Here is a 22,668-nt window from a genome sequence, read left to right as displayed (position 1 = left end):
TCATTTCTTCGGATATGAAATTTTTATAAAAAATATTAAAAGATATTTTTGTCCTTTATAAAATTCTTTTACATTTGACCCAACAAACGCAAAGAAACCATGTTCTCCAAAGCCTGTAAATATGCCATCAATGCCATGATCTATTTGGCAACGCTGCCGAAGGGACAGGAGCGGTCGGGCTTAAAGGAGATTGCCGTTGCGATAAATTCTCCAGAGGCTTTTACTGCCAAGATTCTTCAAATGCTGGTCAAGGAAAATCTATTAGTTTCAATTAAAGGGCCCCATGGAGGTTTTCTAATCGAAGATACGGGTAGAAAAACCAGTCTGTATCAGATTGTACAAGTCATCGATGGGGATCAGATTTTTACCGGTTGTGCCTTGGGACTTGAAAAATGCTCTGAGCATCATCCTTGTGCCGTTCATTTCAAATTCAAATCCATCCGGGAGCACCTCAACGGCATGATGCTCACCACGACCTTGGAAGACATGGCATCTGGAATTCAATCCGGAATCAGCTATTTGAAGTATTAAAAAAATTTGACCATAAATAAGATAAAAAAATCCTTTAATCTGAATTTAAAATGGAAGCATTATTCGACAAAAAAGTAGGAGGGATCGTAGCGGAAAATTTCCGCGCAGCCCGTGTATTCAACCAATATGGTATTGATTTCTGCTGCAAAGGAGGGATAAAACTTGCCGATGCCTGTGAACGAAAGGGACTATCGGCCGCTCAGGTAGCCGCCGAACTTCAGGAGGCGATCAAAGAAGCTGATGCGGTGGATTACCGGCAGTACAGCCTGAGCCAATTGATTGATCATATCGTGACCACACACCATAAGTATGTCGAGGACACGATCCCAGCTTTGAAGTTTTTCACCGAGAAGATTGAAAAAGTACATGGGGGGCACCATCCTGAATTGTCGGAAATCCGACAGGAATTTGCAAAAGCTGCCGATGCTTTGACCATCCACATGAAGAAGGAGGAGTTTGTGCTTTTCCCTTTTATCAAAGCCATGCAAGATGCCAAATTGAGTAGTTTTTCACTTTCCGAACCGCACTTTGGGCATATCGAAAATCCCATCCATATGATGGAGGATGATCATCAGGCAGAGGGAGAACGCTTTAGAAGAATTTCAAATTTAAGTGCGGGATATCATCCTCCTGCGGACGCTTGCCAGACTTACCGGGTGGCCTTTTCCATGCTTGAGGAATTTGAGCAGGATTTGCATAAGCACATTCATTTGGAGAATAACATCCTATTTCCTGGTGCTTTGCAATTATTTAAAGAATTGAATAACCTCGATTAACCCAGTAGTGACCCCCACGTTTTCGCATATCGCATTTAAGCAGACCTGGACCCGGTGGGCGCTAGCTTTCTTTTTGATTGCTGCCCTTTTGGGACTGGTCATGCGCTCATTTCATGTGATGGCGATGCCTGCCGTTTTGGATTACAAAAATGTGCTCCATACGCATTCGCATTTGGCACTCCTGGGTTGGGGGTATTTGATGATCACAGGTGGGATTATTTTCAGTTTGGAATCTGCACAGGTAGTTATCCCAAAATACAGAAGGCTATTTCTGCTGATCCTGATCTCTTTGATTGGCATGCTGGTCACTTTCCCGGTCCAAGGCTATGGAGTTTGGAGTATTTCTTTCTCTACGCTCCATGTGCTGGTTTCCTATATCCTAGCCGTTAGGCTTCTTGGGACGCTTCGGATGCAAGCTGTTAGTCTGGGGATCCGACTGATTCAACTTGCCATTGGGTTTCAGTTGATCTCAACCTTGGGTCTCTGGGCGCTGGGCCCAGTGACCGTTAGCCTGGGACGAATGCACGAATTGTATTTCATGAGCATCCAATGGTTTCTCCACTTTCAGCTCAATGGCTGGTTTGTGCTCGGAACACTAGGGCTCTTGATTTATCGGGTGGAGCAGGTGAGGGGAGTGATTCATTGGTCTGTCTTCCGGATTGGGGTCATGATCCTTTCGGTGGGACTTACCTATGCTTTGGTCATCACCTGGGCCGAACCCAACCCCTTGTTTTTCACAATCAACGCTATTGCTGTGGGACTTCAGGGAATGGTATATTTCTGGATTTTCAGAGCCTTACTTCAGGGTGTCAAAGGCTTGGAACTACCTAAGCTGGTTAAACTCTTGATCTATGCAGCCTTGATCAGTTTGACAGTCAAAGCTATTCTTCAACTCTGCCTTATTCTTCCTTCCGTAGCCGTGATTTCCTATTCGATCAGGCAATTTGTGATCGGGTTTCTTCATCTGGTGCTGCTGGGAATCATGAGTTTTGGGCTGGGCGCGGTGGCCATGCTCAATGGTGACCTTTCCATGGAACGGTCCAGTGCTGCGGGATGGCTTGTCGTAATCTCGGCGTTTCTCAGTACTGAAATCCTACTTTTCAGCCAAGGGCTTTTGCTCTGGTTGAAGCTAGGCTTTATTCCTCAATACCATCTTCTCCTATTTCTATTCTCCATTTTATTTCCTCTGGGATTAGCAATCCTGTGGATTACCCAACTTGAAAATAAGTCACCGAATACTTCACAACTCAATCTAACTTCAAAAAATCCAAATCAAAACAGTACCCCCTCTATGAAAAAATCACTTATCTGGTCTTTGGGGATCCTAGGGATACTCATGACCGCCTGCGCAGGAGGAGAAAGCCAAAACACGGCAAGCTCGACTCAGCCAGAAGAAGCGACTCAACAAGTCAAAGCCGATCCAAAAGGAATCGGTGAAATCAAAAATGTGGATCTCGACGAATCCATTGATGAAAATCTGGTCAGTACCGGAAAAGCCATTGTGGATATGAAATGTACAGCCTGCCATCAACTCAATGATAAGCGCTTGGTGGGCCCCGGCTTTCAGGGAGTGACCAATCGTCGCCGTCCAGAATGGATTATGAATATGATTACCAATGTGGATGTGATGCTGGACGAAGACCCCGTGGCTCAGGAGCTTTTGGCCGAATGTCTTACTCGGATGCCCAATCAAAATATCTCCGTGGGTGATGCCCGGGGAATCTTGGAATTTCTCCGGAAAAATGATTTGGAAAAAGCCGGAGAAAAAGACGGTGCGCTGTAAAAATCCAGACTAACTAATTTATTCAAATGAAATACCCCTGTCGAGTAGTCAACCCACAGGAGAATGAATATCCGGGGTATGCCATCTGACCTCTAAAAATCAAATCGTAAACACATGAAATCGAGCATGACGTACCCCTCACACACCGGGGTGATTATCATCGCGAGATTCCATGTGACCCTTAAAATTTACCTATAAACACATGAAATCGAGTATGACGTACCTCTCACAAACCGGGGTGATTATAAACGCGAGATTCCATGTGACCGCTAAAAAACAAATATATACACATGAAAACACACACATGGCTGGTTGCCGCTGGCTTAATCGCAGTGGCACTGGCACCCGGATGTAAACCCAAAGGAGCCCAATCTGCCATCACAGGAGATGCGGCCTCCAAAGTCTATGTGGCCCCAGGCGAGCACGATGAGTTTTACAACATTGTCTCTGGTGGCTTTAATGGACAGATGTCCGTTGTCGGTCTTCCTTCAGGAAGGGTTTTGAAGATTCTTCCCGTATTTTCGGTCCATCCGGAAAATGGATGGGGGTATTCAGAGGAAACCAAACCCATGCTCAATACTGCTCATGGATTTATTCCTTGGGATGATTTACACCACATCGCCATTTCTACGACCAATGCCGAACACGATGCCCGATGGGCTTTTGGCAATGCCAATAATACCCCACGGATTGCCCGAGTGGATTTGAATACCTTTAAAACCGTAGAAATCATTGAGATTCCCAATTCTGCTGGAAATCACTCCTCTCCCTTTATCACTCAAAATACCGAGTATGTGGTGGCAGGTACCCGATTTTCAGTTCCGGTAGGGGAAGAGCAGGACGTATCCATCGACTCCTACAAGGATAATTTCAAGGGATACATTTCCTTTATCAGTGTGGATCCCACCCATGGGGATATGGACCTGGCCTTCCAGATCGAAGCACCTCCTTTCAATTTTGATCTGGCCCGAGCCGGTAAAAACAAATCGCATGGCTGGTTTTTCTTTTCTACTTACAATACCGAAATGGCCCATACGCTTTTGGAAGTGAATGCTTCCCAAAAGGACAAGGATTTTATTATGGCCGTTAACTGGAAAAAAGCGGAAGAATATGTCAAAGCAGGTAAGGGTACTACCCGAAAAGTAAAATACGCCCACAACAAATGGGATGAGGCAACCCACTCTGCAAGCTCAGAAATCATCGAAGAAGTACTAACGCTTGATCCGACGGTACTCAAAGATATCGTGTATTTCATTCCCTGTCCCAAGTCTCCTCATGGAACTGACACCGATCCTACAGGGGAATACATTATCGGTTCCGGAAAATTAGCAGCCATCATTCCTGTATTTTCCTTCACAAAAATGCTTGCCGCAATTGAAAACGGGGACTTCGAAGGCGACATCAACGGAATGCCAGTTTTGAAATACGAATCGGTTCTTCATGGTGAAGTTCAAAAACCCGGATTAGGCCCCTTGCACACTGAATTTGATGGAAAAGGAAATGCCTACACCTCCATGTTTGTGTCCTCTGAAATTGTAAAGTGGAATATTGAAACCCTAGAGGTTTTGGATCGAGTGCCTACTTATTATTCTGTGGGTCACTTGAGTGTACCTGGAGGACCTACTGGAAAACCGCATGGAAAGTACATGGTGGCTTACAACAAAATCACCAAAGACCGCTACTTGCCCACGGGTCCGGAATTGGCTCACTCCGCACAGCTTTACGATATTTCAGGAGATAAGATGCAATTGCTTTTGGACTTCCCTACCATCGGGGAGCCTCACTATGCAGAGGCTTTTCCGGCCAGCTTGATCAAAGATCGTCAGGTCAAATTTTACCCCATTGAAAATAACCAAAGTCCGCATGCCCTTAAAGGCATCAATGATGCCCGTGTGGAGCGAAATGGAAATGAAGTCCATGTGTACATGACCTCTATCCGATCCAATTTCAGACCGGATAATATCGAAGGAGTTCACGTAGGAGATGAGGTTTATTTCCACGTCACCAATTTGGAGCAAGACTGGGATGTACCCCATGGATTTGCCATCAAAGGTGCCAATACCGCTGAATTGCTGATTATGCCAGGAGAAACTTCCACGCTGAAGTGGGTTCCCGATCGAGTAGGGGTATTCCCATTCTACTGTACAGACTTCTGTTCTGCCCTTCACCAAGAAATGCAGGGTTACCTCCGGGTATCTCCCAAGGGCGCCAATGTGCCGCTGAGTTATTCGACAGGAGACGCTGAATAAGTTCACTTAACAGGAAAATCGCCAATCATAAAAGGCTGGCGGTTTTCCTCCCTTCACTATGAAAATGCTATCCAACTCCAACCGGCTGCTGATTTTGATTGCGGCTTTGACGATCATTCCAGCCTATTTTACCCCCCTTTGGCAGATTAGTCTTTGGGCTCCTCAATACCCTGAGGGACTCAATATGAAAATCTGGATCGACCACCTCAGTGGCAATGTGGACACCATCAATGGAGTCAATCACTACATTGGAATGAAGCATATCGGGGAGGAAATGTTTCCCGAATTCCTCTACCTCAAATACATCATCGGAGTGCTCTTCGGGCTGGGAGTTTTGGCCGCTTGGATCGGAAAGCGATGGTCCCTCAACGGGTTTTTAGCTTTGATGAGCTTGTTTGGCCTGGCCGTGTTGGTAGACATGTACCTCTGGGGCTATGATTATGGACATAATCTCGACCCGAAAGCGGCGATCAAAGTGCCGGATATGACTTATCAGCCTCCCTTGGTCGGCTACAAAGAACTGCTCAATTTTCTAGCATATTCTGGCCCGGATACCGGCAGTTGGATTTTGATGGGAGGAGTGGCTCTGCTTTTGGTTGCCATCATCCGAGATAGGAAGAACACTAAAATCACCTAATCTCCTCTTGCTTACTACTTACCCTTTAATCCTAGAAATCATGAAACAACTCCTTTCAATCCTCAGTCTTGCGGTCTTACTCGCCTCCTGCGCTGCAGATCCCAGGCCCATCAATTACGGTCAAGATGCTTGCCATCATTGCAAGATGAAGTTGATGGATCCTAAATTCGGAGCTGAACTGGTAACCGAAAAAGGCAAAATTTACATTTTCGATGACCTGAATTGCCTTATGGAATACCTGCATTCAGAAGAGGGGCAAGGCTCTAGTTTTAAACATATTTTGGTCACCGATTACCTTAACCCCGGGACCTTATTGGATGCCAATTATGCCTTTTACCTCAAATCCGATGAATTCAAAACGCCTATGGCAAGCCAAGTCGTTGCTTTTCCTGACTTCGAATTACTGGAGAATCATAAAATGAAAAAGGGAGGAGTTTACCTCGCTTGGGGAGAATTGGTCACCCAATTCAAATAGTTGAACTAGATTCAAGAAATCATGAACAAGCTAATAAGCCTCTCGTTATTCCTTCTTTTTTGCTGCATTTCGGTGGATTTGAATGCAGGTCAAATTCGGGTTAAAGCCGGCCAATCGATCCAGCGGGGCGTGGATCGGGCCCTCCCGGGGGACACGGTGATTTTGGAAAGTGGGCATTATCCCGAATCCGGTATCGTCATCCGAAAGTCTATTTCGCTTATCGGGGAAAATTATCCAGTCCTTGATGGACAAGGAAAAGGAAATGTGATTTTAGTAGCCGGCAAAGATATTCTCATCGAAGGACTCAAAATCATCAATACCGGAAAATCCAATATGGAGGATTCTGCTGGAATCAAGTTCTTTGACTCTCAGGATTGTATCATCAGAAATAATATTCTTGAGGAGACATTTTTTGGACTTCACTTCTCCAACTCCAAGCGTCTTACCATTCTTGGCAATACGATCAATGCAACTTCCGAGCGGGAATTTGAAGTGGGCAATGGCATTCACCTCTGGAAATGTTCCTATTCGGTCATTGCAAACAACCAAGTTTCTGGACACCGGGATGGCATTTATTTGGAGTTCGTTACCGATTCTCAAGCCAAGGAAAACCGAATTGAACGAAATATGCGCTATGGCTTACATTTTATGTTTGCCCATGATAATAGCTACATCCGGAATACCTTTCGTCAAAATGGGGCTGGGGTGGCAGTCATGTACACCAAAAATGTCCTGATGCAAGAAAATCGATTTGAGGAAAATTGGGGGGCGAGTTCCTACGGGATTTTGCTTAAGGATATCGCTGACAGCAAGGTGATTGGAAATATTTTCCTTAAAAATACCATCGGGATCTACATGGAAGGCAGTAGTCGGATAGACTTTGAAGAAAATACTTTCCAAGAAAACGGCTGGGCATTGAAGCTCATGGCATCCTGCGATCAAAACCTTTTTCAAGCCAATAATTTCACTAATAATACATTCGACATCAGTACCAATGGGTCTGTGGTGCTCAATACCCTGACCGAAAACTATTGGGATAAATACGAGGGCTATGACCTGGATCGGGACAGTCTTGGGGATGTACCCTTTCGCCCAATCAATTTATACTCGGTCATTGTAGAAAAAATTCCAGCTTCGGTCATTTTGTGGCGGAGTTTTATGGTCAATCTACTCGATAAAATGGAGAAAATTTTACCCACCCTGACTCCGGAGGATATGATGGATGAATCACCTAAAATGAAGCCTTATGATTTCAGTTAAACAGGTATCGAAGAAGTTTGGCAAGCTGGAAGTACTCAAAGACTTTTCCCTGGATTTTGAGTTGGGAAACAGCTACGCCATCATGGGACCAAACGGAAGTGGGAAAACCACGCTGATTAAGACTCTCCTTGGCATGGTCATTCCGGATCAGGGGGAGATTCTGGTCAAGGGAATTCCGGTCCAAGGGAATCATCAGTATCGAAGTTTGATCGGGTACATGCCCCAGATTGGACGCTATCCGGCCAATATGAAAATCGGGCAACTCTTTGCCATGATGAAGGATATGCGCCCAGAAATTAAAGGCTACGATAGTGAACTGATGGAACAATTCGAATTAGAGAGGATGAAGGATAAGGCGCTGGGAACCCTCTCGGGAGGAACACGACAGAAGGTTTCGGCAGCCTTGGCTTTTCTGTTCCTTCCGGATGTGTTGATTTTAGACGAACCTACCGCCGGATTGGATCCCATCGCAGTAGAGGTGCTCAAAAAGAAAATCAAAAAAGAGCGGAAGGCAGGGAAGTTAATTCTGATCACTTCTCACATTTTGAGTGATTTGGAAGAATTGACAAATCGGGCGATTTACTTATTTGAGGGTGAGGTCTTCTTTGCAGATACAATCGAAAGCCTCAAAGAAATCACCGATGAGGATCGATTTTCTCCAGCCATTGCCAAACTGATGCAATGGACATTAAAAAAAAACACAGCTAAAAAATCCTTGAGTCATGTTTAAGCTATTGAAATACGCACTCTACGATATGGTGAAATCTCGCTTTGCGCTGATTTACACACTATTTATGGTTTTGGTCGCCATCTCTATTTATCAGGTATCCGATGATTTGGGAAAAGTTTCCCTCAGTCTGATGAATATTATGATTATGATTGTCCCGCTCATTTCAGCGGTATTTGCAACGACTCACTTCTTCAATAACCTGGAATTTATCGAGTTGATGCTGGCTCAACCGGTCAAGCGGATTCATGTGTTTTTGAGTCAACTTTTGGCGGTGATACTGATGCTGAGTTTGGCTTTGATTGTGGGGTTTGGCTTGCCCATGTTCGTATGGGGAGCAGACTCCAGTTTACTTACCTTGCTCCTTGTCGGGGTGGTGCTGAGTGCTGTTTTTGCAGGATTTGCCTTTTTGGCCAGTGTGTATACCCGAGACAAGGCAAAGGCGATTGGAATCAGTCTTTCGCTTTGGATTTATTTCTCACTGGTCTACGATGGCTTGGTCCTTTACCTCATTTACAGTTTTGCTGATTATCCTTTGGAGAAGACCACGTTGGTTTTGATGATGCTCAATCCGGTGGACTTGGGAAGAGTATTGATGCTGATGCAATTGGATATTTCAGCTTTGATGGGCTATACAGGGGCCTTTTTCCAACAGTTTTTCTCTGAAATTTTTGGTGTTGCGCTTGCAGGAGGAACGCTCATGCTTTGGGTTTTGCTCCCGTCGATGCTGGCCTTGCTGAAATTCAAAAAACGTGATTTTTAGGTTAGATAGGTTGAAACACCCCAAGTCTTAGGAATTGGGGTGTTTATCCTTTTCTTTTGCCTGTTGGATTTTTAGCTATCCTTTCCTGGCCGATTTTTTCAATCGATACTCAAATACATACCAGATCAGCCCGGCAAAAAGTCCTAAAGTCAGGCTAACTAAGGAAAGGGAAGACCAAGAAAGGGAATAGCGCCAAAGCATAAAATAATACATAAATCCGAGTATCAGCAGTGAGATTGCCCAATTGAGGTACTTCCAATACCCTACTACGGGTTGGCCATCTTGGATCACTTTTTTCAGTTGACGCTTGAGTGCTATCCAGATACCGGTTACGATCAGGCCTGAGATGGATAAGCCCGCAAGGAACCAAATGAGCTTAGTGGTCAAGCCTCCCCAGTTTCCAAAATGAAGTGGATCAGCGATATCATTGAGATACATTACCGTAGGTATTTCTTCTGCTTTTTGGACTCCAGCCACATTTTGGGTAACCGGATCTATCCATACCCGATTGGAGCGCTTCCGTACCAAAGGAACATGGCTTTTTCCTCGAAGGTAGATCGGACTACTCGTGCTGTTGCCCGGGACAATTCCCCCTATTTTAAGGGTTGGAATTTCCTGTTTAGCCAAAGCTACTGCCGCATCGTAATCGTATTGATACGTCAGGGAAATGGTATCGGAAAACGGATGATCTTTTTCAGAGAGTTTGGGTGAGGGGGGATTGGAGCGGCTGGATACCTCGGCAAGATTCGTACGCTCGGTGAAATACCAAATCCCCGTTACTGAAAAAAGTATGGCAAAGGGAATGGACCAAAGCCCGACCACCCGATGTAAGCTTCTAAAGAAAACCAATGGGCCTTTTCCGGTTTTGAGATCGCTGAATTTTTTCCACCACTTTTTATAAAAAACCAAGGCTGTAAGCAGGGCGATCAACAGAAAAAAGGCAAATACCAGGACAATGAAATAGCCAAACTGGTAAAAAGGCATAAAGAGGTAATAGTGAAAATCCCTGAAAAATCGTTGGAAAGTGACCGTAGTACTTCCTGTTACTTTAGCTTGGACCGGATCCACAAATACATAATGCCTTTGTTCTCCTACTTGAACATAGGCTATATCATTCAGGTAAGGTTCTTCGGGCATGATCCAATAGGTGAGATCTCCATGGGGAAAAGCCTGCTGTACGGCATGGACCAGGTCATTGTAAGGAGCCCTTTTTCCTTCCCCACTTGTAGCTCTTAAGCCGGGATAGTATAACCAATCCATTTCGTTGCTCAGGGTAGCTAGGGTACCAGAAAAGCATACTATAAAAAATAGTATGCTTAACTTGATACCAATCCAGCTATGGACCTGAAATAAAACTCGTTTATTCAGCTTCACTGATTTTAGTTGGGTTTAGAAGGTATAGGAAACAGTAGTCATAATGCTTCGAGGACTTCCAGGAAATGCCCGGATGACATCGTAGCCACCCACCCAATAGATGTCATTGAAGAGGTTATTGACATTGACTTGAAACTGTACTTTGTCCAACTTGTAATACAAGGCCGCGTCTACAATCCCGTAGGAAGGGAAGATATCCGGTTGATCTCCTGAAACGATGGATCCAAATCGATCTGACACATAATTGTAACCCAAACCTACTCCTAATCCATTTAAGGAACCATTTTCGAAAATGTATTTTGACCAGAAGTTTGCCGTATTCTTGGGAGCATTTGGTTTTTGCCTTCCAATTACGGCTTCGTTTTCTGCCTCGGTGATTTTGGCATCGTTAAAAGCGTAGCCAGCGACCAAAGACCAGTTGGGCAGAATGTTTCCCGTTACATTGAGCTCGAGGCCACGAGACTGTTCCTCGCCTAATTGAACCAGTCGCTCCGGGTTTGCAGGATCATTGGCATTGTACAAACCACCTCGCTCGACGATCTGGTAGAACGAAAGGGTTCCACTTACTCTTTTATTGAACCATTCCGATTTAGCTCCCACTTCCATCATTTCACTGGTCAGCGGATCGAAGGGTCCTCCTGCGTCGGGGTTGATCACTGCGGCTGCACTCTGCGGTTGATATCCCTGCACAAAGGTACCGTAAAGGTTGATAGAGGGATTAAGGGTATACACCAAACCTACTCGGGGCAAAAGGGCTTTCTGATCCACCACCACTTCCCCGGGGCTATTGTAATTGAGGTTATCGGTAAAATACTCCTGTCTTAATCCAAGCAAAACTTTCAAATCACCGATTTCAGACTGGTTTTGGATGTAAATTCCATGAGACTGCTGGAGGAATTGGTTAAAGGTACGGGTAGTGTAACTGTACTTACTCATATCCCGGATGCCATTAGCCGTTGGGGAGGTCAGGTCAAAATGAGCCACGTTGGTTACTGGGTTTCCCTGTTCGTCTAAAATGTAATTGCTGGCATTTGCAGGATTGAAGAAATTGATCGTTCCTCCATTTTGAAGCAAATAGCTTCTGGCTTCTAGTTGTGATCCACCGGGAAGCTGTTCTTGTCTGAAGTAATCATGTCCAACCAAAAGGGTGTTTTTGACACTGCCTAGCTCAAAATCCGCATTGAGGTAATTATTGATGGCGTTGTTGTTCCAGGATCTTTTTCGGATAAATACACGCATGGCTACTTTGGTGTCATCGATACTTCCATCCCCCAAAGCTGCAAACTGATTGGACGTACGGTGCTCTAAGAGGTCTTCAGTATAGCTGGAAAGCTGATAGGTACTATTGAAACTGATTCGATCTGAGAAATTGTGACGCAAGGAAACCGTAGCGTTGAGCGTATTTTCATTAAGGTAATCATTGGACGCACTCAAGGAAGTCGTGATGGGAGTGGTAAACAAATCTCGATTCCCAAAAGCTGCCTGTCCACGATCCAGTCTTCCTTTAGAATCTTGATAGACGATATCAAAGTTTAGACTGGTATTTTCTGTAGGTAAAAAGGCAAAAGAGGGTGCGAGAACCAGATTTCTACTGAATTGCAAATCCCGGAAACCGTCGGTGTTCTCAAATCCAATATTCAAACGGTAAAGTAATTTTTCGTCCTCGGTCATCGCTCCGGTGAAGTCAGCCAAGGTGCGGATGGTATTAAAGCTCCCTACAGAAGTGGAGATGGATTTTCGGGATTCAGCCAAAGGTTTTTTGGTGACCCGGTTTATTGCACCTCCCGGAGAGGCATTTCCAAACAGGGCTGAAGCAGGTCCTTTGATGACTTCCACCCGCTCGATATGAGGGATCAATTGCTGTTTCCAAAAACTGGTAAACGTTCGCATTCCATTGAGTAGGGTACCTGAGTTTTGCTGTCCCTGTACTCGAAATCCTCGAATGGTAATATCATTGTAAAAACTGTATTGATTGACTCCAGCTACATTTTTGACCACATCGTTGACAGTAAAAGCTACCTGATCCAGCATCAATTCTTTGGTGACAAAGTTTATCGATGTGGGGACATCCTTGATCAAGGATGCAGTTTTTGTAGCCGAAAAGGTTTTTTTATTGTCGTAGCCAATTTCACGTCTTCCGGTGATTTCTACAGTTTGCAAAGCCTGAAGTGACTCAGTTAAGGTAAAGTTAAGTTCCAAGGTCTGTCCGGCCGAAAGGGAATAGGTCTGACTTTCTTTACTAAAACCGATGGAAGAAATCGTTATGGTTCCTTCCCCACTCGGGACATTGTCGATTAAAAACATCCCTTCTATGTCGGTGATGGCACCTTTTCCAGTTCCGATCAAGCTGACATTCACAAATTCCAAAGGTGAGCCTGCTTGGTCGGTGACCCTACCTTTGATGGTGCCTGTTTGGGCAAATACACTCTGGGTGATGAGGATTGACCAAAAGAACAGTATAATGTATCTCATTGCTTTTATTTAGATTGATTTTAAACAGAGACAAATATAGAGGGGCAACTTTAATCTATCCAAATTTTATCTAGACTATTTCTAATTAACGATCCCCATGTGGGGATGGAGCTTTGGATGAACCGTTTTCTTTAAATAAAAATGGGAAATGGGAAGAAACCCGAACCGTTGCCGATACTTTCGATGGGGTTGGTAGAAATGAACGGGTGGTACGGCAAGTGCTTTTTCAACCTGCCGGTAGGCTGCAATTCCTTTTTCAGCTTTTTTAAATTCACGGATAGTCCTGTGCAAGATCATTGCTGAAATCCTGTATTTGATAACAAAGCATTTATTTCCGGATAACCGTTGACTGCATTTTCCTCCGTATTTTTGATTCAATGACCCCATGCATAAAATCGAGCTTGACCTCAAAGGTCCAAGCGGAGAGCCAAAATTCCCTGAGCGAGATTCCTGCGGGCTATCAAGAACAAAAACTAACTTTATGAAACAGCTTTTACTTTCAGTGCTGCTGCTCTTTCTTTTTTTACATGCAGGCGCGCAATCTTTGGGAAATTTACAGGGAACGGTTCGGAATGAGAAAAAAGAAGTACTGCCCGGTGCTCTGGTCATGATGAAGGGCTTAAATAAATCTGCGGTTACCAATACGAACGGACAGTTCTTTTTTGAAGAAATTCCAACAGGAAACTATTCTTTAGAAGTTAGTTTCATTGGGTTCACAACCCTTCAAATTGAAGTTTCTGTATCTTCAGAATCGAGTTCTCCTTTAGAGCTTACCCTGATTTCCAATGCAATTCAGCTGGAAGGGCTGGTAGTGACGTCCCAGCGAAGAAGTCAACTGATCAAAAATGTGCCCATTGCCGTGACTTCTTATGGCAATGAGTTTCTGACCCGAACCAATACCTTTGAATTTGATGCACTTTCAGAATTTGTACCGGGTTTGCAAGTACAACTTCAAAGTGTAAACAACCCCGGTTTTGTAATCCGTGGGATCACCTCAGATGATGGGGATTCTCGCGTAGAACCTCGGGTTTCGGTCTTTCAGGACGGGGTGTCGATTAGTAAATCCAGGGGTTCGGTTGTGGAGCTATTTGATATGGAGCGGGTCGAAGTACTGAAGGGGCCACAAGGGACGCTCTTTGGTAGAGGGGCTCAGATTGGGGCCATCCATTTGATCCAAAATAAGGCAAAAAACAGGTTTTCCTCCCAAGTTCGATTGGGTGCGGGGGATTTCGGTCAGCGATTGGCAACCGGACATGTAAATGTTCCCCTTTCGGATCAATTTTTTCTTCGAGTGGCAGGGATTTATAATGGAAGAGAGGGATATGTTGAGAATATTTCCGGAGGTAGGTTAAACGGAAAGGAAACTCGAGCAGGACGTGTAGCCCTAAAATATCTTCCGGGAAAAAACACGGCCATTGATTTGATTTTCAATTATCAAAAGGACAGCCCTCCAGGCACGGCTTTCAAAAGCGGGACGTATGCACCTTTAGGGGGAGACTTGCGTCCGAATACATTTGCAGATTTGGAACGGGGGCGACAATTGGGGGTGGAACGCTCGGTATGGGGAGCCACTTTTCTGTTGAATCAAACCCTGGGTCCAACTTGGGATTTGAGTTCGATTACCGCCTATCGGGCGTTTGATTCTTTTGAAACCTTTGATTCAGATGGGACAGCGGCTCCTGCTTTATTTTTGGGGGAGGAGGCCATCGGAAAGCAATTTAGCCAAGAGCTTCGTTTCAACTTTGCCGATGAGTCCCGGTTCAGAGGGTTTACGGGCTTGAGTTTTTTTTACGAAAATGGATTTCAGCGATTGCCCTACCAGGGCGACGAGCGAAGTTTGTATGCCTTATTCACTCCTTTTATCAGGGAGGGAATAAGTGGGGCTCCACTTCCTGATCCGGTAAAGGAACAGCTTTTAGCCGCCATTCCATTTGAGCCCTTGGTGATCAATGGACAAGCCAACCTGGTAAATAACATTCCCAATGTGCCGGCTATTTTTGGGCCCTTAGCGGGGGCTCCGCTCAAATCCAATCATCGCGAAGTCAGCACAAATTTTGGGCAAAATTATGCCTATGAGGTCTTTGCTGACGGTACCTATGATTTGAATTCCAAGCTAAGTGTGACCGCAGGTCTTCGTGGAACCTATGAACAGATTACAGGAGCCTTGGATACCCCGGAAGCCGAGGAGCGAGGGACATTGGGCTTTATATTGACGGGAGGGTCTGCAAACAATATTTTCACTCCGACTAACGGAAGACTGGAAACCAGGGAAGAATTTTTATCCGCAGTGGGAAGATTGGCGCTGGATTATAAAATGAATTCAAGCACTACTTTTTTTGGCAATATGGCACGAGGTCGACGACCTAATGTGGTACAAGTCTTAGCCACAGAGACCAATGTGCTCAATGCAGAAACTGTTTGGAGTTATGAAGTAGGGGTGAAAACCCTTTCTTCGGATGACCGCCTAAGTTTTGATCTGAATGCCTACTACTACGACTATTCCAATTTTCAAACCAGTATTGCCGTGGCTGATCAGGACGGTTTACGGATTGATACCCGGGATGAAGGCGCATCCACTGCTCTTGGCTTTGAGACCGCTTTCCGATATGCGGCATTACAAAATCTTAGTTTCTTTGCCAATTATGGCTTTATCGATGCCAGCTTCGATGAAGTTGATGCGGAAGGGAACGCACAGAATTTGGCCGGAAACACCTTTCGTTTGACCCCAAAACACAGTTTTTCTGCGGGCTTGGACTTCGGTCTTCGGTTTATGGAAAAAAGTCTGATCTATTTTAGGCCAACTTACAGCTATAAGTCACGGGTGTTTTTCGAGGAGACCAACCTTGCAGGGATTGAGCAGGGAGCCTATGGACTGCTTAATCTTCGGTTAGGACTCAATTTCAATCAAAAATACGACTTGATGCTTTTTGCCAATAATGCTTGGGATGAATCTTATAGCATTGATGCGGGCAATACAGGCGGGGCTTTTGGAATTCCCACATTTATTGCTGGTCCGCCTCGGATGATAGGAGCGCAATTTACGGTGAACTTTAAGTAGAAGCAGGCTGCCTGGAGGTTCTTTTTGGAGTCGGATTTTGAGGAGTAGAAGCCTTCCTGCTTAGTCTAAAATCAATTTTCAAGTTGATTTTTAATGATTCTTCCGTCTTTGAGAATGAATTTGATCGTTTCCTTTGGCTTTAGGATTTGTTCTAAATTCTGGATCATGCTTTCCTCAAAAATCAGGATATCGGCTAAGGCCCCTTCCTCAATGACTCCCAGCTTACCGGCGTAAGGGCTTCTTTTTCCTGAAAGGGCCAATAAGCTGCCATTGTTTCCGGTTGCCATTTTCAGAATTTCCAAATTGGAAAACCAACGTTTCATTTTAAGGAGCTGCGCTCCGGGCTGAGCAGCCTTTTGAGCATCAAAAAGCACATCGGTACCGTAGGCGATTTTCATCTGGTACTTTTTTGCCAGTTCAAAAGCAGTGTCTGTTCCTTGATACATTTCGAGTTGTTTGGCACGACTCTCTGGGCTTAGTACTCCTTTGTCTCCTTCATCAATAAAGGGTTGCAAACTCCAAAATACCTCATGCTCTACCATCATTTTGACCGTTTCTTCATCGATAAGTTGGCCATGGTCAATGCATTTGACCCCGGCGCGGATCGCCTGTTGAATGGCTCGTGGGGTGTAGGCATGTACGGTCACATAGGTTCCCCAATTTTCAGCGGCTTCCACTGCCGCCCGGATTTCGGCTTCGGTATATTGGGTGACATCGAGTGGATCGTAGAGGGAAGAAACTCCTCCGCCTGCCATGAGTTTTACCTGAGATGCTCCCAGCATCAGTTGCTCCCTTGTTCGTAAGCGAACCGCATCCGGGGAGTCCGCAATAGCGGCTGCATTGATGCGCTCGGCATAGCTCAAGCCACGGTTGGGATCGGTTGGAATATCATTGGGAAAACGAAAATCGCCATGTCCACCTGTTTGGGAAATAAAAGCTCCCGATGGCCAAATTCGTGGACCGGGAATGATTCCTCGGTCTATGCCCATTTTCAATCCGAAGATAGGCCCTCCTAAATCACGAATACTGGTAAAACCGCTTTGGAGTAGGTTTTCCGCATTTTTACCGGCTACCAAATTGACAAAGCCAATGTCAGCAGTCAATAAAGCCACTTGGGAAAGGGTAGCAAACATGGCATGATAATGCGCATCGATTAAGCCGGGCATCAGGAATTTACCTTTTCCATCGATGCGGGTCACCGCGGTGTTTGCAGGGACAGGGATGGGAGAGGAAGAAATCCGATCGATTTTATTTCCTCGGATTAGGAGATTTCCTATTTGGGTTTGGTTTGATTTCCCGTCAAAAATTTCGACGTTGTTGATTAAAATCAGGGATTCAGTTTGAGCTTTCAATTCGAAAGTGAAGCAAATCAGGAGGAAGAAAAAAAAGTAGGTAGGTAAAAGCTTTTTCATAAAGAAATCAGGTTAAAGATCGATGTTTCAAAATAGGGAAAAATCAGATATACTGGGGGTTTTGGTTCCTATTTTTTTACCAAGCACCTAAAAATCTTTGGTAGTAAAAGGGGGGATCTTAGCAGTTTTTTACCCGCTGACCAAGGAAAAAGCGATCTAGGGTTGATTTAGAAAAAAACCTGCTGAATGGTCCATTCAGCAGGTATTAGCCTCAAATCATCGATCTTAATTTCCTTTCGGTCTAAAATATCGAATCGGTGGAGCAGGTTCAGGCTTTAGTTCAATTCCCTCGGTTTCGAGTAATTTCAAGGCCTCCTGAACGGCTCTTTCCAACTGGGGATCTCCTCTGGCAGCTACCTGCTTTGGAGTTTGCTCTACGGCAATATCCGGGGAAATTCCTACGCCCTCAACGGCCCATTCTCCATTTACATCATAGAATCCTCCTCGTGGTGCTACCATTCGCCCCCCATCAATAAACGGAGGTGTATCCCAAGTCCCCACTAATCCTCCCCAGGTTTTGGTTCCAATCAGTGGTCCGATTTCCATCTTATTAAACAGATAGGGAAGCAAATCACCCCCTGAACCCGCGCGCTCATTAATGAGCATGACTTTGGGACCCCAAATGCCTGACATGGGAGTGGTAAAGGGACGGTGGTCGTTAGCTCGAGAATTGAAATAGCCGTGTAGTTCTCTAGCCATAATATCCACCATGTAGTCGGCTGCCGAACCGCCACCATTATTTCGCTCATCGATGACAGCCCCTTTTTTGTCTTGCTGGGCAAAATAATAGCGGTTAAAGTAGGTGTAGCCAGGTTGTCCGGTATTTGGAACATACACATAGGCTAACTTACCCTCAGAAAGCTCCTCTACTTTGCGTCTGTTTCCTTCTACCCAATCCATCATGCGGAGCTGTCCTTCATTGGCTACTGGGACCGTGGAAATCATTCGTGCACCGTCCATTCCAGGTTTGCTATTCAGGTGCACGGTGGTGTATTGGTTGGCTGTTCCCTCAAAGTAGGTGTAGAGGTTGGAATTGGGTGAAATCTCTTGCCCATTTACCGCTACCAGATAGTCACCCACCTGGGCTTCATTGCCGGGATGGGCCAAAGGAGCGGTGAGATTGGGATTCCAACTTTCTCCATTGTAGATTTTGCTGATGCGGAAGTGGCCATTTTCCAGTTCAAAATCCGCTCCCAACAATCCGATGGGGATCCGATCAATTTCAGGGAAATCTCCACCTCTGGTGTAGGAATGACCCACGGCCACTTCTCCACCCAAAATATCGATGATGTAATTCATATCTGTGCGGTGCCTGACATGATCCACCCAGGGTTTGTACCATTCGTAGATTTCATCCCAAGGCGCTCCGTGAACATTGTCCACGTACAAAAAATCCCGCTGATAGCGCCAGCCTTCCCGATAGATTTGCTGCCATTCTTCCTGTGGATGAACCTTTACTTTCATGGAAGAAATCGCTTTCAATGCGCCATCACCGATTTTCTTACCCGATCCGCTCGTTTCAATAATTCCCCAGGTACCCCCAGACTGATAGAGCATGGATTTTCGGTCTTTGGAAACCACTACTTGATTGACTCGGGGAAGAAAATCCTCCGATTTACGTTTATTTAAGTCGTACTTTTTCAGGGTAGTGCCTTCGTTGGGAATACTTTCCATGTAAAAGACAGTATTGGAAGGTCCTGCTGCCAAACCGATGTAATTTCTTTCCGGAATATCCACCGCTACAATTCGGCGATCCAGATTTTCTTCATCGATTTTTACTGTGATAGTTTCTTCATTTTCTTTCTTTTCTTCAGCTTTTGCTATTTCCTCATCACTTTGAGGCAGAAGTGGAGATTTTTCATTGGCATCCAGGATGGCAAAATAAAGATTTCGTGTTACCGGTCTATCGTAACTGCTCATATCCAACCAACCCGTATTCAGCCCAAAATTGGTAGAAGCTAGGAAGTACAAATACTTACCGCTTTGGTCCCAAACTGGGGAGATCGCATCGGCTAATTGATCACTAATCTGGATCTTTTGGTTGGTTTCTACATTGAAGACAAAAATGGACTTGAATTGATTATCCATCAGACGGGCATAGGCAATCCATTTGCCGTCCGGAGACCAAACTGGATTCATGGACCGATTGGGATGGGCAAAACGGTCTGTATCGACGATTCGAGCATTTTCGCTTTCCAGATTGACTACCCAGATGTTGTAATCGGTATCGGTAAAAGCCAAATGCTTTCCATCAGGAGCCCATTCGGGTTTGAAGAAAAAACTTGGATCTGGAATCGAAATAGTCTTTTCAATTCTGCTACCGGTTTGGTCAGTAATGACTAATTCATATTCCCCAGAAGCATCTGAAAAATAGGCAATTTGCTGCCCGTCAGGGGACCAAGCCGGAGAGCGCTCTGCAGAACTGGACGTATTGGTGATATTTCTTCCCGCCCCGTTTTCTTTGGGAACTGTGATGATTTCTCCGCGAAATTCAAATGTTGCTCGTTGCCCTGTCGGGGAAAGGTAAGGGTTTTGAAGCTGGTTGGCCGATACATCTACCCATCGTTCACGAGCCCAATGAAAATCTCCATTGACCTCTATTTCGACTTGCTTCAGGGCCCCATCGGTTGGATAATAGAGATGCAAATAACCACCTTGCTCCAAAATCAGGGCATCCGGTCCCGCATCAATATTTTTGATGTCAAAATCTTTGAGAAATGTCTCCTGCTTTTCTGTTCCCGTCTCAGGGTCATAGGACCAGAGGTTAGCCAGGTAATCCCGCTCGGAGATGTAAAAAACTTTGTTTTTGAACCAAACCGGATCGGTGTGGCGCTCATTGTCGGTTTGTGGGGTCATTTTTAGGGAAAGATCCTTCGTATCGACAATCCAGATGGGTTTGGCTTGACCCCCCCGGTGGTTTCGCCATTCCGGATCCCAAAATGAAATCTGTTGATAGGCGATATGATTTCCGTCTGGAGAAATTTCACCGGTTACTGCACGGGGGATAGCCAGGGCCTCCGGCATTCCACCTGTTGAGGAAATTTGAAAAAACTTACTTTCTTCGGTGGCATGGCCTTCTCGTGCCGAACTAAAAATCACTGATTGACCATCTGGACTCCATCCGGTCACAAGATCTGCCCCAGGGTGCCAGGTCAAGCGCTGGGGTTCGCCTCCGCTGGCAGGAATCAGGTACACATCGGTATTACCATCATATTCTCCGGTAAATGCGATCTGGGATCCATCAGGAGAAAAATGAGGAAAACTTTCTTCTCCCTCATTGCTGGTTAGGCGAATGGCTTGTCCGCCCTCCCGTGAGACTTTCCAGAGATCATTGGCATAGACAAAAACGATCTCGGATTGACTCAGTGTGGGTTGTCGAAGCAATTGGGTGCCTTGACCCAATGCCAGGATGCTGAGCGAACCGCAGATCAAAAGGGTAATGAGTTTTTTCATAATAAGATTGGATTTGGGATTGAATAAAAATAGGTCAAAAATTAGAAGAAATCTAACCGCCGATGGATTACCCCGTGCAATCCAATTCAAGAAAAAAGGTCGAGGTATACGAGTAGCTACGAATGAGGCATCGGGCAATTTTCATTTTAGCTGTGGGGGTTGAGCCTAAAATACCACTCGCTTTAACCATAAGTCATTCGGTTTTTAGTGACCAGCTGTCAATTTTCCTTTTTTCCCTTCATTTCGATTCTTTAGTTTAATGGATCAGAAAAAAATCAACCCATGAAGCCCATCAAAATTGCCACTGCCCAATTCGAAAATCGAAGCGGAGATAAAGAATACAACCTATCCGTGATTGATAAGCTTTCCGCCCAGGCGGCAAAAAAAGGAGCGCAGGTGATTGCCTTTCATGAATGTTGCATCAGTGGATATTCTTACGCCAGAAAGTTGAGTAAAGCCCAGCTCTTAGGGGAGGCGGAACTGGTCCCTGAGGGAGAGTCAGTCCAACGGCTGGTGGAGATTTCAAAAAGGAATGAGATTGTGATTCTGGCAGGATTGTTTGAAAAAGACGAAAACGGAAAGGTTTATAATACCTATATCTGTGTAAATCAGGAGGGGATGCTTGCCAAATACAGGAAGCTTCATCCGTTCATTCATCCCGATTTAAGTCCAGGAAATCGCTACGTCGTTTTTGATTTGTTGGGTTGGAAATGCGGGATTCTGATCTGTTATGACAATAATATCATCGAGAATGTCCGGGCTACCAAATTATTGGGAGCAGCTGTCATTTTCATGCCCCACGTGACCATGTGTACGCCTTCAACCCGGCCCGGGGCGGGTTTTGTAGACCCTAAGCTTTGGGAAAACCGAGAGGCGGATCCGACTTCGCTTCGAATGGAATTTGATGGACTGAAGGGGAGAGCCTGGCTGATGAAATGGCTGCCTGCCCGTGCTTATGATAATGCAGTATATGCCGTATTCTCCAATCCCATTGGCATGGATGATGATCAATTGAAAAATGGATGCTCCATGATTTTGGATCCTTTTGGGGATAGGTTAGTGGAGTGTAGAAGTTTCGAGGATAGTTTTGAGATTGCTACCCTAGTCCCTGAAAAACTCACCCAAGCAGGGGGTCATCGTTACCTCCAGGCTCGAAGACCAGAACACTATCGGGATATTTTAACTCAGGATCATCAATCCGAACAGCAGGTGGCTTGGTTGGGGAAGGAGAGTTGACCGGTGAGGATTTAATATTTGAAGTGAGAATCAAAAGATAAGAGCTAGAAAATTACAATACCTTTTTGAACGATTTAAAACCCATCGGATTCGCCAGGGGGCTAATTAAAATTGATCCAAAAGTTCAACCTGTAGCTTATTGGGATAGGATAGGATGGAGAACTTGTACTTTCCAACATTCAGTTGAGGTAGAAATGGTTGGGGGACATCATCCCAAATAATCATACCCGGAAAGAATTGGGAGCTACTTACATTTTGATTAAACATTAGGATCTGGAGGGAACGTTCTATCCCAAAAAAATAAAGCCACTTACCAATCAGGCCTTGTACCGTTAAGGTGATTGAGTTAAATCCGGGAAAGCCATTGATTTTGAGTTGGCTTAGGCTCTTCATGGGAAGTCTTTTGCAAAGTTCGGAAAAAAATAAAGGGTAACTAGAAACCAAAAATTTCAGTATTCAATT

The 22,668-nt window shown here is 45.0% G+C and carries 17 protein-coding genes; 11 read left to right on the top strand and 6 right to left on the bottom strand.

Annotation, left to right across the window (positions count from 1 at the left end; all coding sequences use genetic code 11):
- The first annotated feature begins 99 nt into the window (after positions 1-99).
- The 9 genes from Q0L00_RS06870 to Q0L00_RS06830 all read left to right on the top strand — a co-directional run bounded on the left by Q0L00_RS06870 (position 100) and on the right by Q0L00_RS06830 (position 9,201).
- Positions 100-531, top strand: a complete 432-nt coding sequence (locus Q0L00_RS06870) for an Rrf2 family transcriptional regulator (RefSeq protein ID WP_297336134.1) — start codon at positions 100-102, stop codon at positions 529-531.
- A gap of 50 nt (positions 532-581) precedes the next feature.
- Positions 582-1,307, top strand: coding sequence for an iron-sulfur cluster repair di-iron protein (gene ric / locus Q0L00_RS06865; protein WP_297336133.1), 726 nt, complete (start codon positions 582-584; stop codon positions 1,305-1,307).
- A gap of 7 nt (positions 1,308-1,314) precedes the next feature.
- Positions 1,315-3,090, top strand: coding sequence for a c-type cytochrome (locus tag Q0L00_RS06860; RefSeq protein ID WP_297336132.1), 1,776 nt, complete (start codon positions 1,315-1,317; stop codon positions 3,088-3,090).
- Positions 3,091-3,380: 290 nt separating this feature from the next.
- Entirely contained in the window at positions 3,381-5,339 is a 1,959-nt protein-coding gene (nosZ, locus tag Q0L00_RS06855; protein WP_297336131.1) for a Sec-dependent nitrous-oxide reductase, read from the top strand.
- 58 nt (positions 5,340-5,397) lie between these two features.
- Entirely contained in the window at positions 5,398-5,976 is a 579-nt protein-coding gene (locus Q0L00_RS06850) for a hypothetical protein (protein ID WP_297336130.1), read from the top strand.
- A gap of 40 nt (positions 5,977-6,016) precedes the next feature.
- A complete protein-coding gene (locus Q0L00_RS06845) occupies positions 6,017-6,451 on the top strand; it encodes a nitrous oxide reductase accessory protein NosL (protein WP_297336129.1) in 435 nt (144 codons plus the stop codon).
- A 21-nt stretch (positions 6,452-6,472) separates the two neighbouring features.
- Positions 6,473-7,711 carry a nitrous oxide reductase family maturation protein NosD gene (locus Q0L00_RS06840; protein ID WP_297336128.1) on the top strand — a complete coding sequence of 413 codons (1,239 nt, stop codon included), beginning with the start codon at positions 6,473-6,475 and terminating at the stop codon, positions 7,709-7,711.
- Positions 7,698-8,441 carry an ABC transporter ATP-binding protein gene (locus Q0L00_RS06835; RefSeq protein WP_297336127.1) on the top strand — a complete coding sequence of 248 codons (744 nt, stop codon included), beginning with the start codon at positions 7,698-7,700 and terminating at the stop codon, positions 8,439-8,441. The genes Q0L00_RS06840 and Q0L00_RS06835 overlap by 14 nt, the downstream gene beginning before the upstream one ends.
- Positions 8,434-9,201 carry an ABC transporter permease subunit gene (locus Q0L00_RS06830; protein ID WP_297336126.1) on the top strand — a complete coding sequence of 256 codons (768 nt, stop codon included), beginning with the start codon at positions 8,434-8,436 and terminating at the stop codon, positions 9,199-9,201. The genes Q0L00_RS06835 and Q0L00_RS06830 overlap by 8 nt, the downstream gene beginning before the upstream one ends.
- A gap of 75 nt (positions 9,202-9,276) precedes the next feature.
- On the opposite strand, the gene Q0L00_RS06825 is transcribed toward Q0L00_RS06830, so the two are convergent.
- The 3 genes from Q0L00_RS06825 to Q0L00_RS06815 form a co-directional block, all read right to left on the bottom strand.
- Positions 9,277-10,575, bottom strand: coding sequence for a PepSY-associated TM helix domain-containing protein (locus tag Q0L00_RS06825; protein ID WP_297336125.1), 1,299 nt, complete (start codon positions 10,573-10,575; stop codon positions 9,277-9,279).
- Between the two features lie 15 nt (positions 10,576-10,590).
- A complete protein-coding gene (locus Q0L00_RS06820) occupies positions 10,591-13,047 on the bottom strand; it encodes a TonB-dependent receptor (RefSeq protein WP_297336124.1) in 2,457 nt (818 codons plus the stop codon).
- 81 nt (positions 13,048-13,128) lie between these two features.
- Positions 13,129-13,434, bottom strand: coding sequence for a hypothetical protein (locus tag Q0L00_RS06815; RefSeq protein WP_297336123.1), 306 nt, complete (start codon positions 13,432-13,434; stop codon positions 13,129-13,131).
- A 94-nt stretch (positions 13,435-13,528) separates the two neighbouring features.
- Here Q0L00_RS06815 and Q0L00_RS06810 point away from each other — a divergent pair, with 94 nt between their 5' ends.
- Positions 13,529-16,105, top strand: a complete 2,577-nt coding sequence (locus tag Q0L00_RS06810; RefSeq protein WP_297336122.1) for a TonB-dependent receptor — start codon at positions 13,529-13,531, stop codon at positions 16,103-16,105.
- Positions 16,106-16,176: 71 nt separating this feature from the next.
- Here the strand turns inward: Q0L00_RS06810 and Q0L00_RS06805 are convergent, their stop codons facing one another.
- On the bottom strand, positions 16,177-17,517 hold the full coding sequence (locus tag Q0L00_RS06805; protein WP_297336121.1) for an amidohydrolase family protein: 1,341 nt from the start codon (positions 17,515-17,517) through the stop codon (positions 16,177-16,179).
- A 225-nt stretch (positions 17,518-17,742) separates the two neighbouring features.
- Positions 17,743-20,970 (bottom strand): S41 family peptidase, encoded by a 3,228-nt coding sequence (locus Q0L00_RS06800; protein WP_297336120.1) that lies wholly within the window; start codon positions 20,968-20,970, stop codon positions 17,743-17,745.
- 282 nt (positions 20,971-21,252) lie between these two features.
- Here Q0L00_RS06800 and Q0L00_RS06795 point away from each other — a divergent pair, with 282 nt between their 5' ends.
- On the top strand, positions 21,253-22,206 hold the full coding sequence (locus Q0L00_RS06795; RefSeq protein WP_297336119.1) for a nitrilase family protein: 954 nt from the start codon (positions 21,253-21,255) through the stop codon (positions 22,204-22,206).
- 105 nt (positions 22,207-22,311) lie between these two features.
- Here Q0L00_RS06795 and Q0L00_RS06790 read toward each other — a convergent pair whose 3' ends face one another.
- Positions 22,312-22,599: a hypothetical protein gene (locus tag Q0L00_RS06790; RefSeq protein WP_297336118.1), complete on the bottom strand. Its 288-nt coding sequence runs from the start codon at positions 22,597-22,599 to the stop codon at positions 22,312-22,314.
- Positions 22,600-22,668: the final 69 nt, after the last annotated feature.

Source organism: Algoriphagus sp. (assembly GCF_024305035.1).
GTDB lineage: Bacteria > Bacteroidota > Bacteroidia > Cytophagales > Cyclobacteriaceae > Algoriphagus.
This window is presented reverse-complemented; position numbering and strand designations above follow the sequence as displayed.

Coding starts and splice junctions, on each gene's coding strand:
- Q0L00_RS06870 (WP_297336134.1), top strand. CDS start 100: ATGTTCTCCAAAGCCTGTAAATATGCCATCAATGCCATGATCTATTTG.
- ric (WP_297336133.1), top strand. CDS start 582: ATGGAAGCATTATTCGACAAAAAAGTAGGAGGGATCGTAGCGGAAAAT.
- nosZ (WP_297336131.1), top strand. CDS start 3,381: ATGAAAACACACACATGGCTGGTTGCCGCTGGCTTAATCGCAGTGGCA.
- Q0L00_RS06850 (WP_297336130.1), top strand. CDS start 5,398: ATGAAAATGCTATCCAACTCCAACCGGCTGCTGATTTTGATTGCGGCT.
- Q0L00_RS06845 (WP_297336129.1), top strand. CDS start 6,017: ATGAAACAACTCCTTTCAATCCTCAGTCTTGCGGTCTTACTCGCCTCC.
- Q0L00_RS06840 (WP_297336128.1), top strand. CDS start 6,473: ATGAACAAGCTAATAAGCCTCTCGTTATTCCTTCTTTTTTGCTGCATT.
- Q0L00_RS06835 (WP_297336127.1), top strand. CDS start 7,698: ATGATTTCAGTTAAACAGGTATCGAAGAAGTTTGGCAAGCTGGAAGTA.
- Q0L00_RS06830 (WP_297336126.1), top strand. CDS start 8,434: ATGTTTAAGCTATTGAAATACGCACTCTACGATATGGTGAAATCTCGC.
- Q0L00_RS06820 (WP_297336124.1), bottom strand. CDS start 13,047: ATGAGATACATTATACTGTTCTTTTGGTCAATCCTCATCACCCAGAGT.
- Q0L00_RS06815 (WP_297336123.1), bottom strand. CDS start 13,434: ATGGGGTCATTGAATCAAAAATACGGAGGAAAATGCAGTCAACGGTTA.
- Q0L00_RS06810 (WP_297336122.1), top strand. CDS start 13,529: ATGAAACAGCTTTTACTTTCAGTGCTGCTGCTCTTTCTTTTTTTACAT.
- Q0L00_RS06805 (WP_297336121.1), bottom strand. CDS start 17,517: ATGAAAAAGCTTTTACCTACCTACTTTTTTTTCTTCCTCCTGATTTGC.
- Q0L00_RS06800 (WP_297336120.1), bottom strand. CDS start 20,970: ATGAAAAAACTCATTACCCTTTTGATCTGCGGTTCGCTCAGCATCCTG.
- Q0L00_RS06795 (WP_297336119.1), top strand. CDS start 21,253: ATGAAGCCCATCAAAATTGCCACTGCCCAATTCGAAAATCGAAGCGGA.
- Q0L00_RS06790 (WP_297336118.1), bottom strand. CDS start 22,599: ATGAAGAGCCTAAGCCAACTCAAAATCAATGGCTTTCCCGGATTTAAC.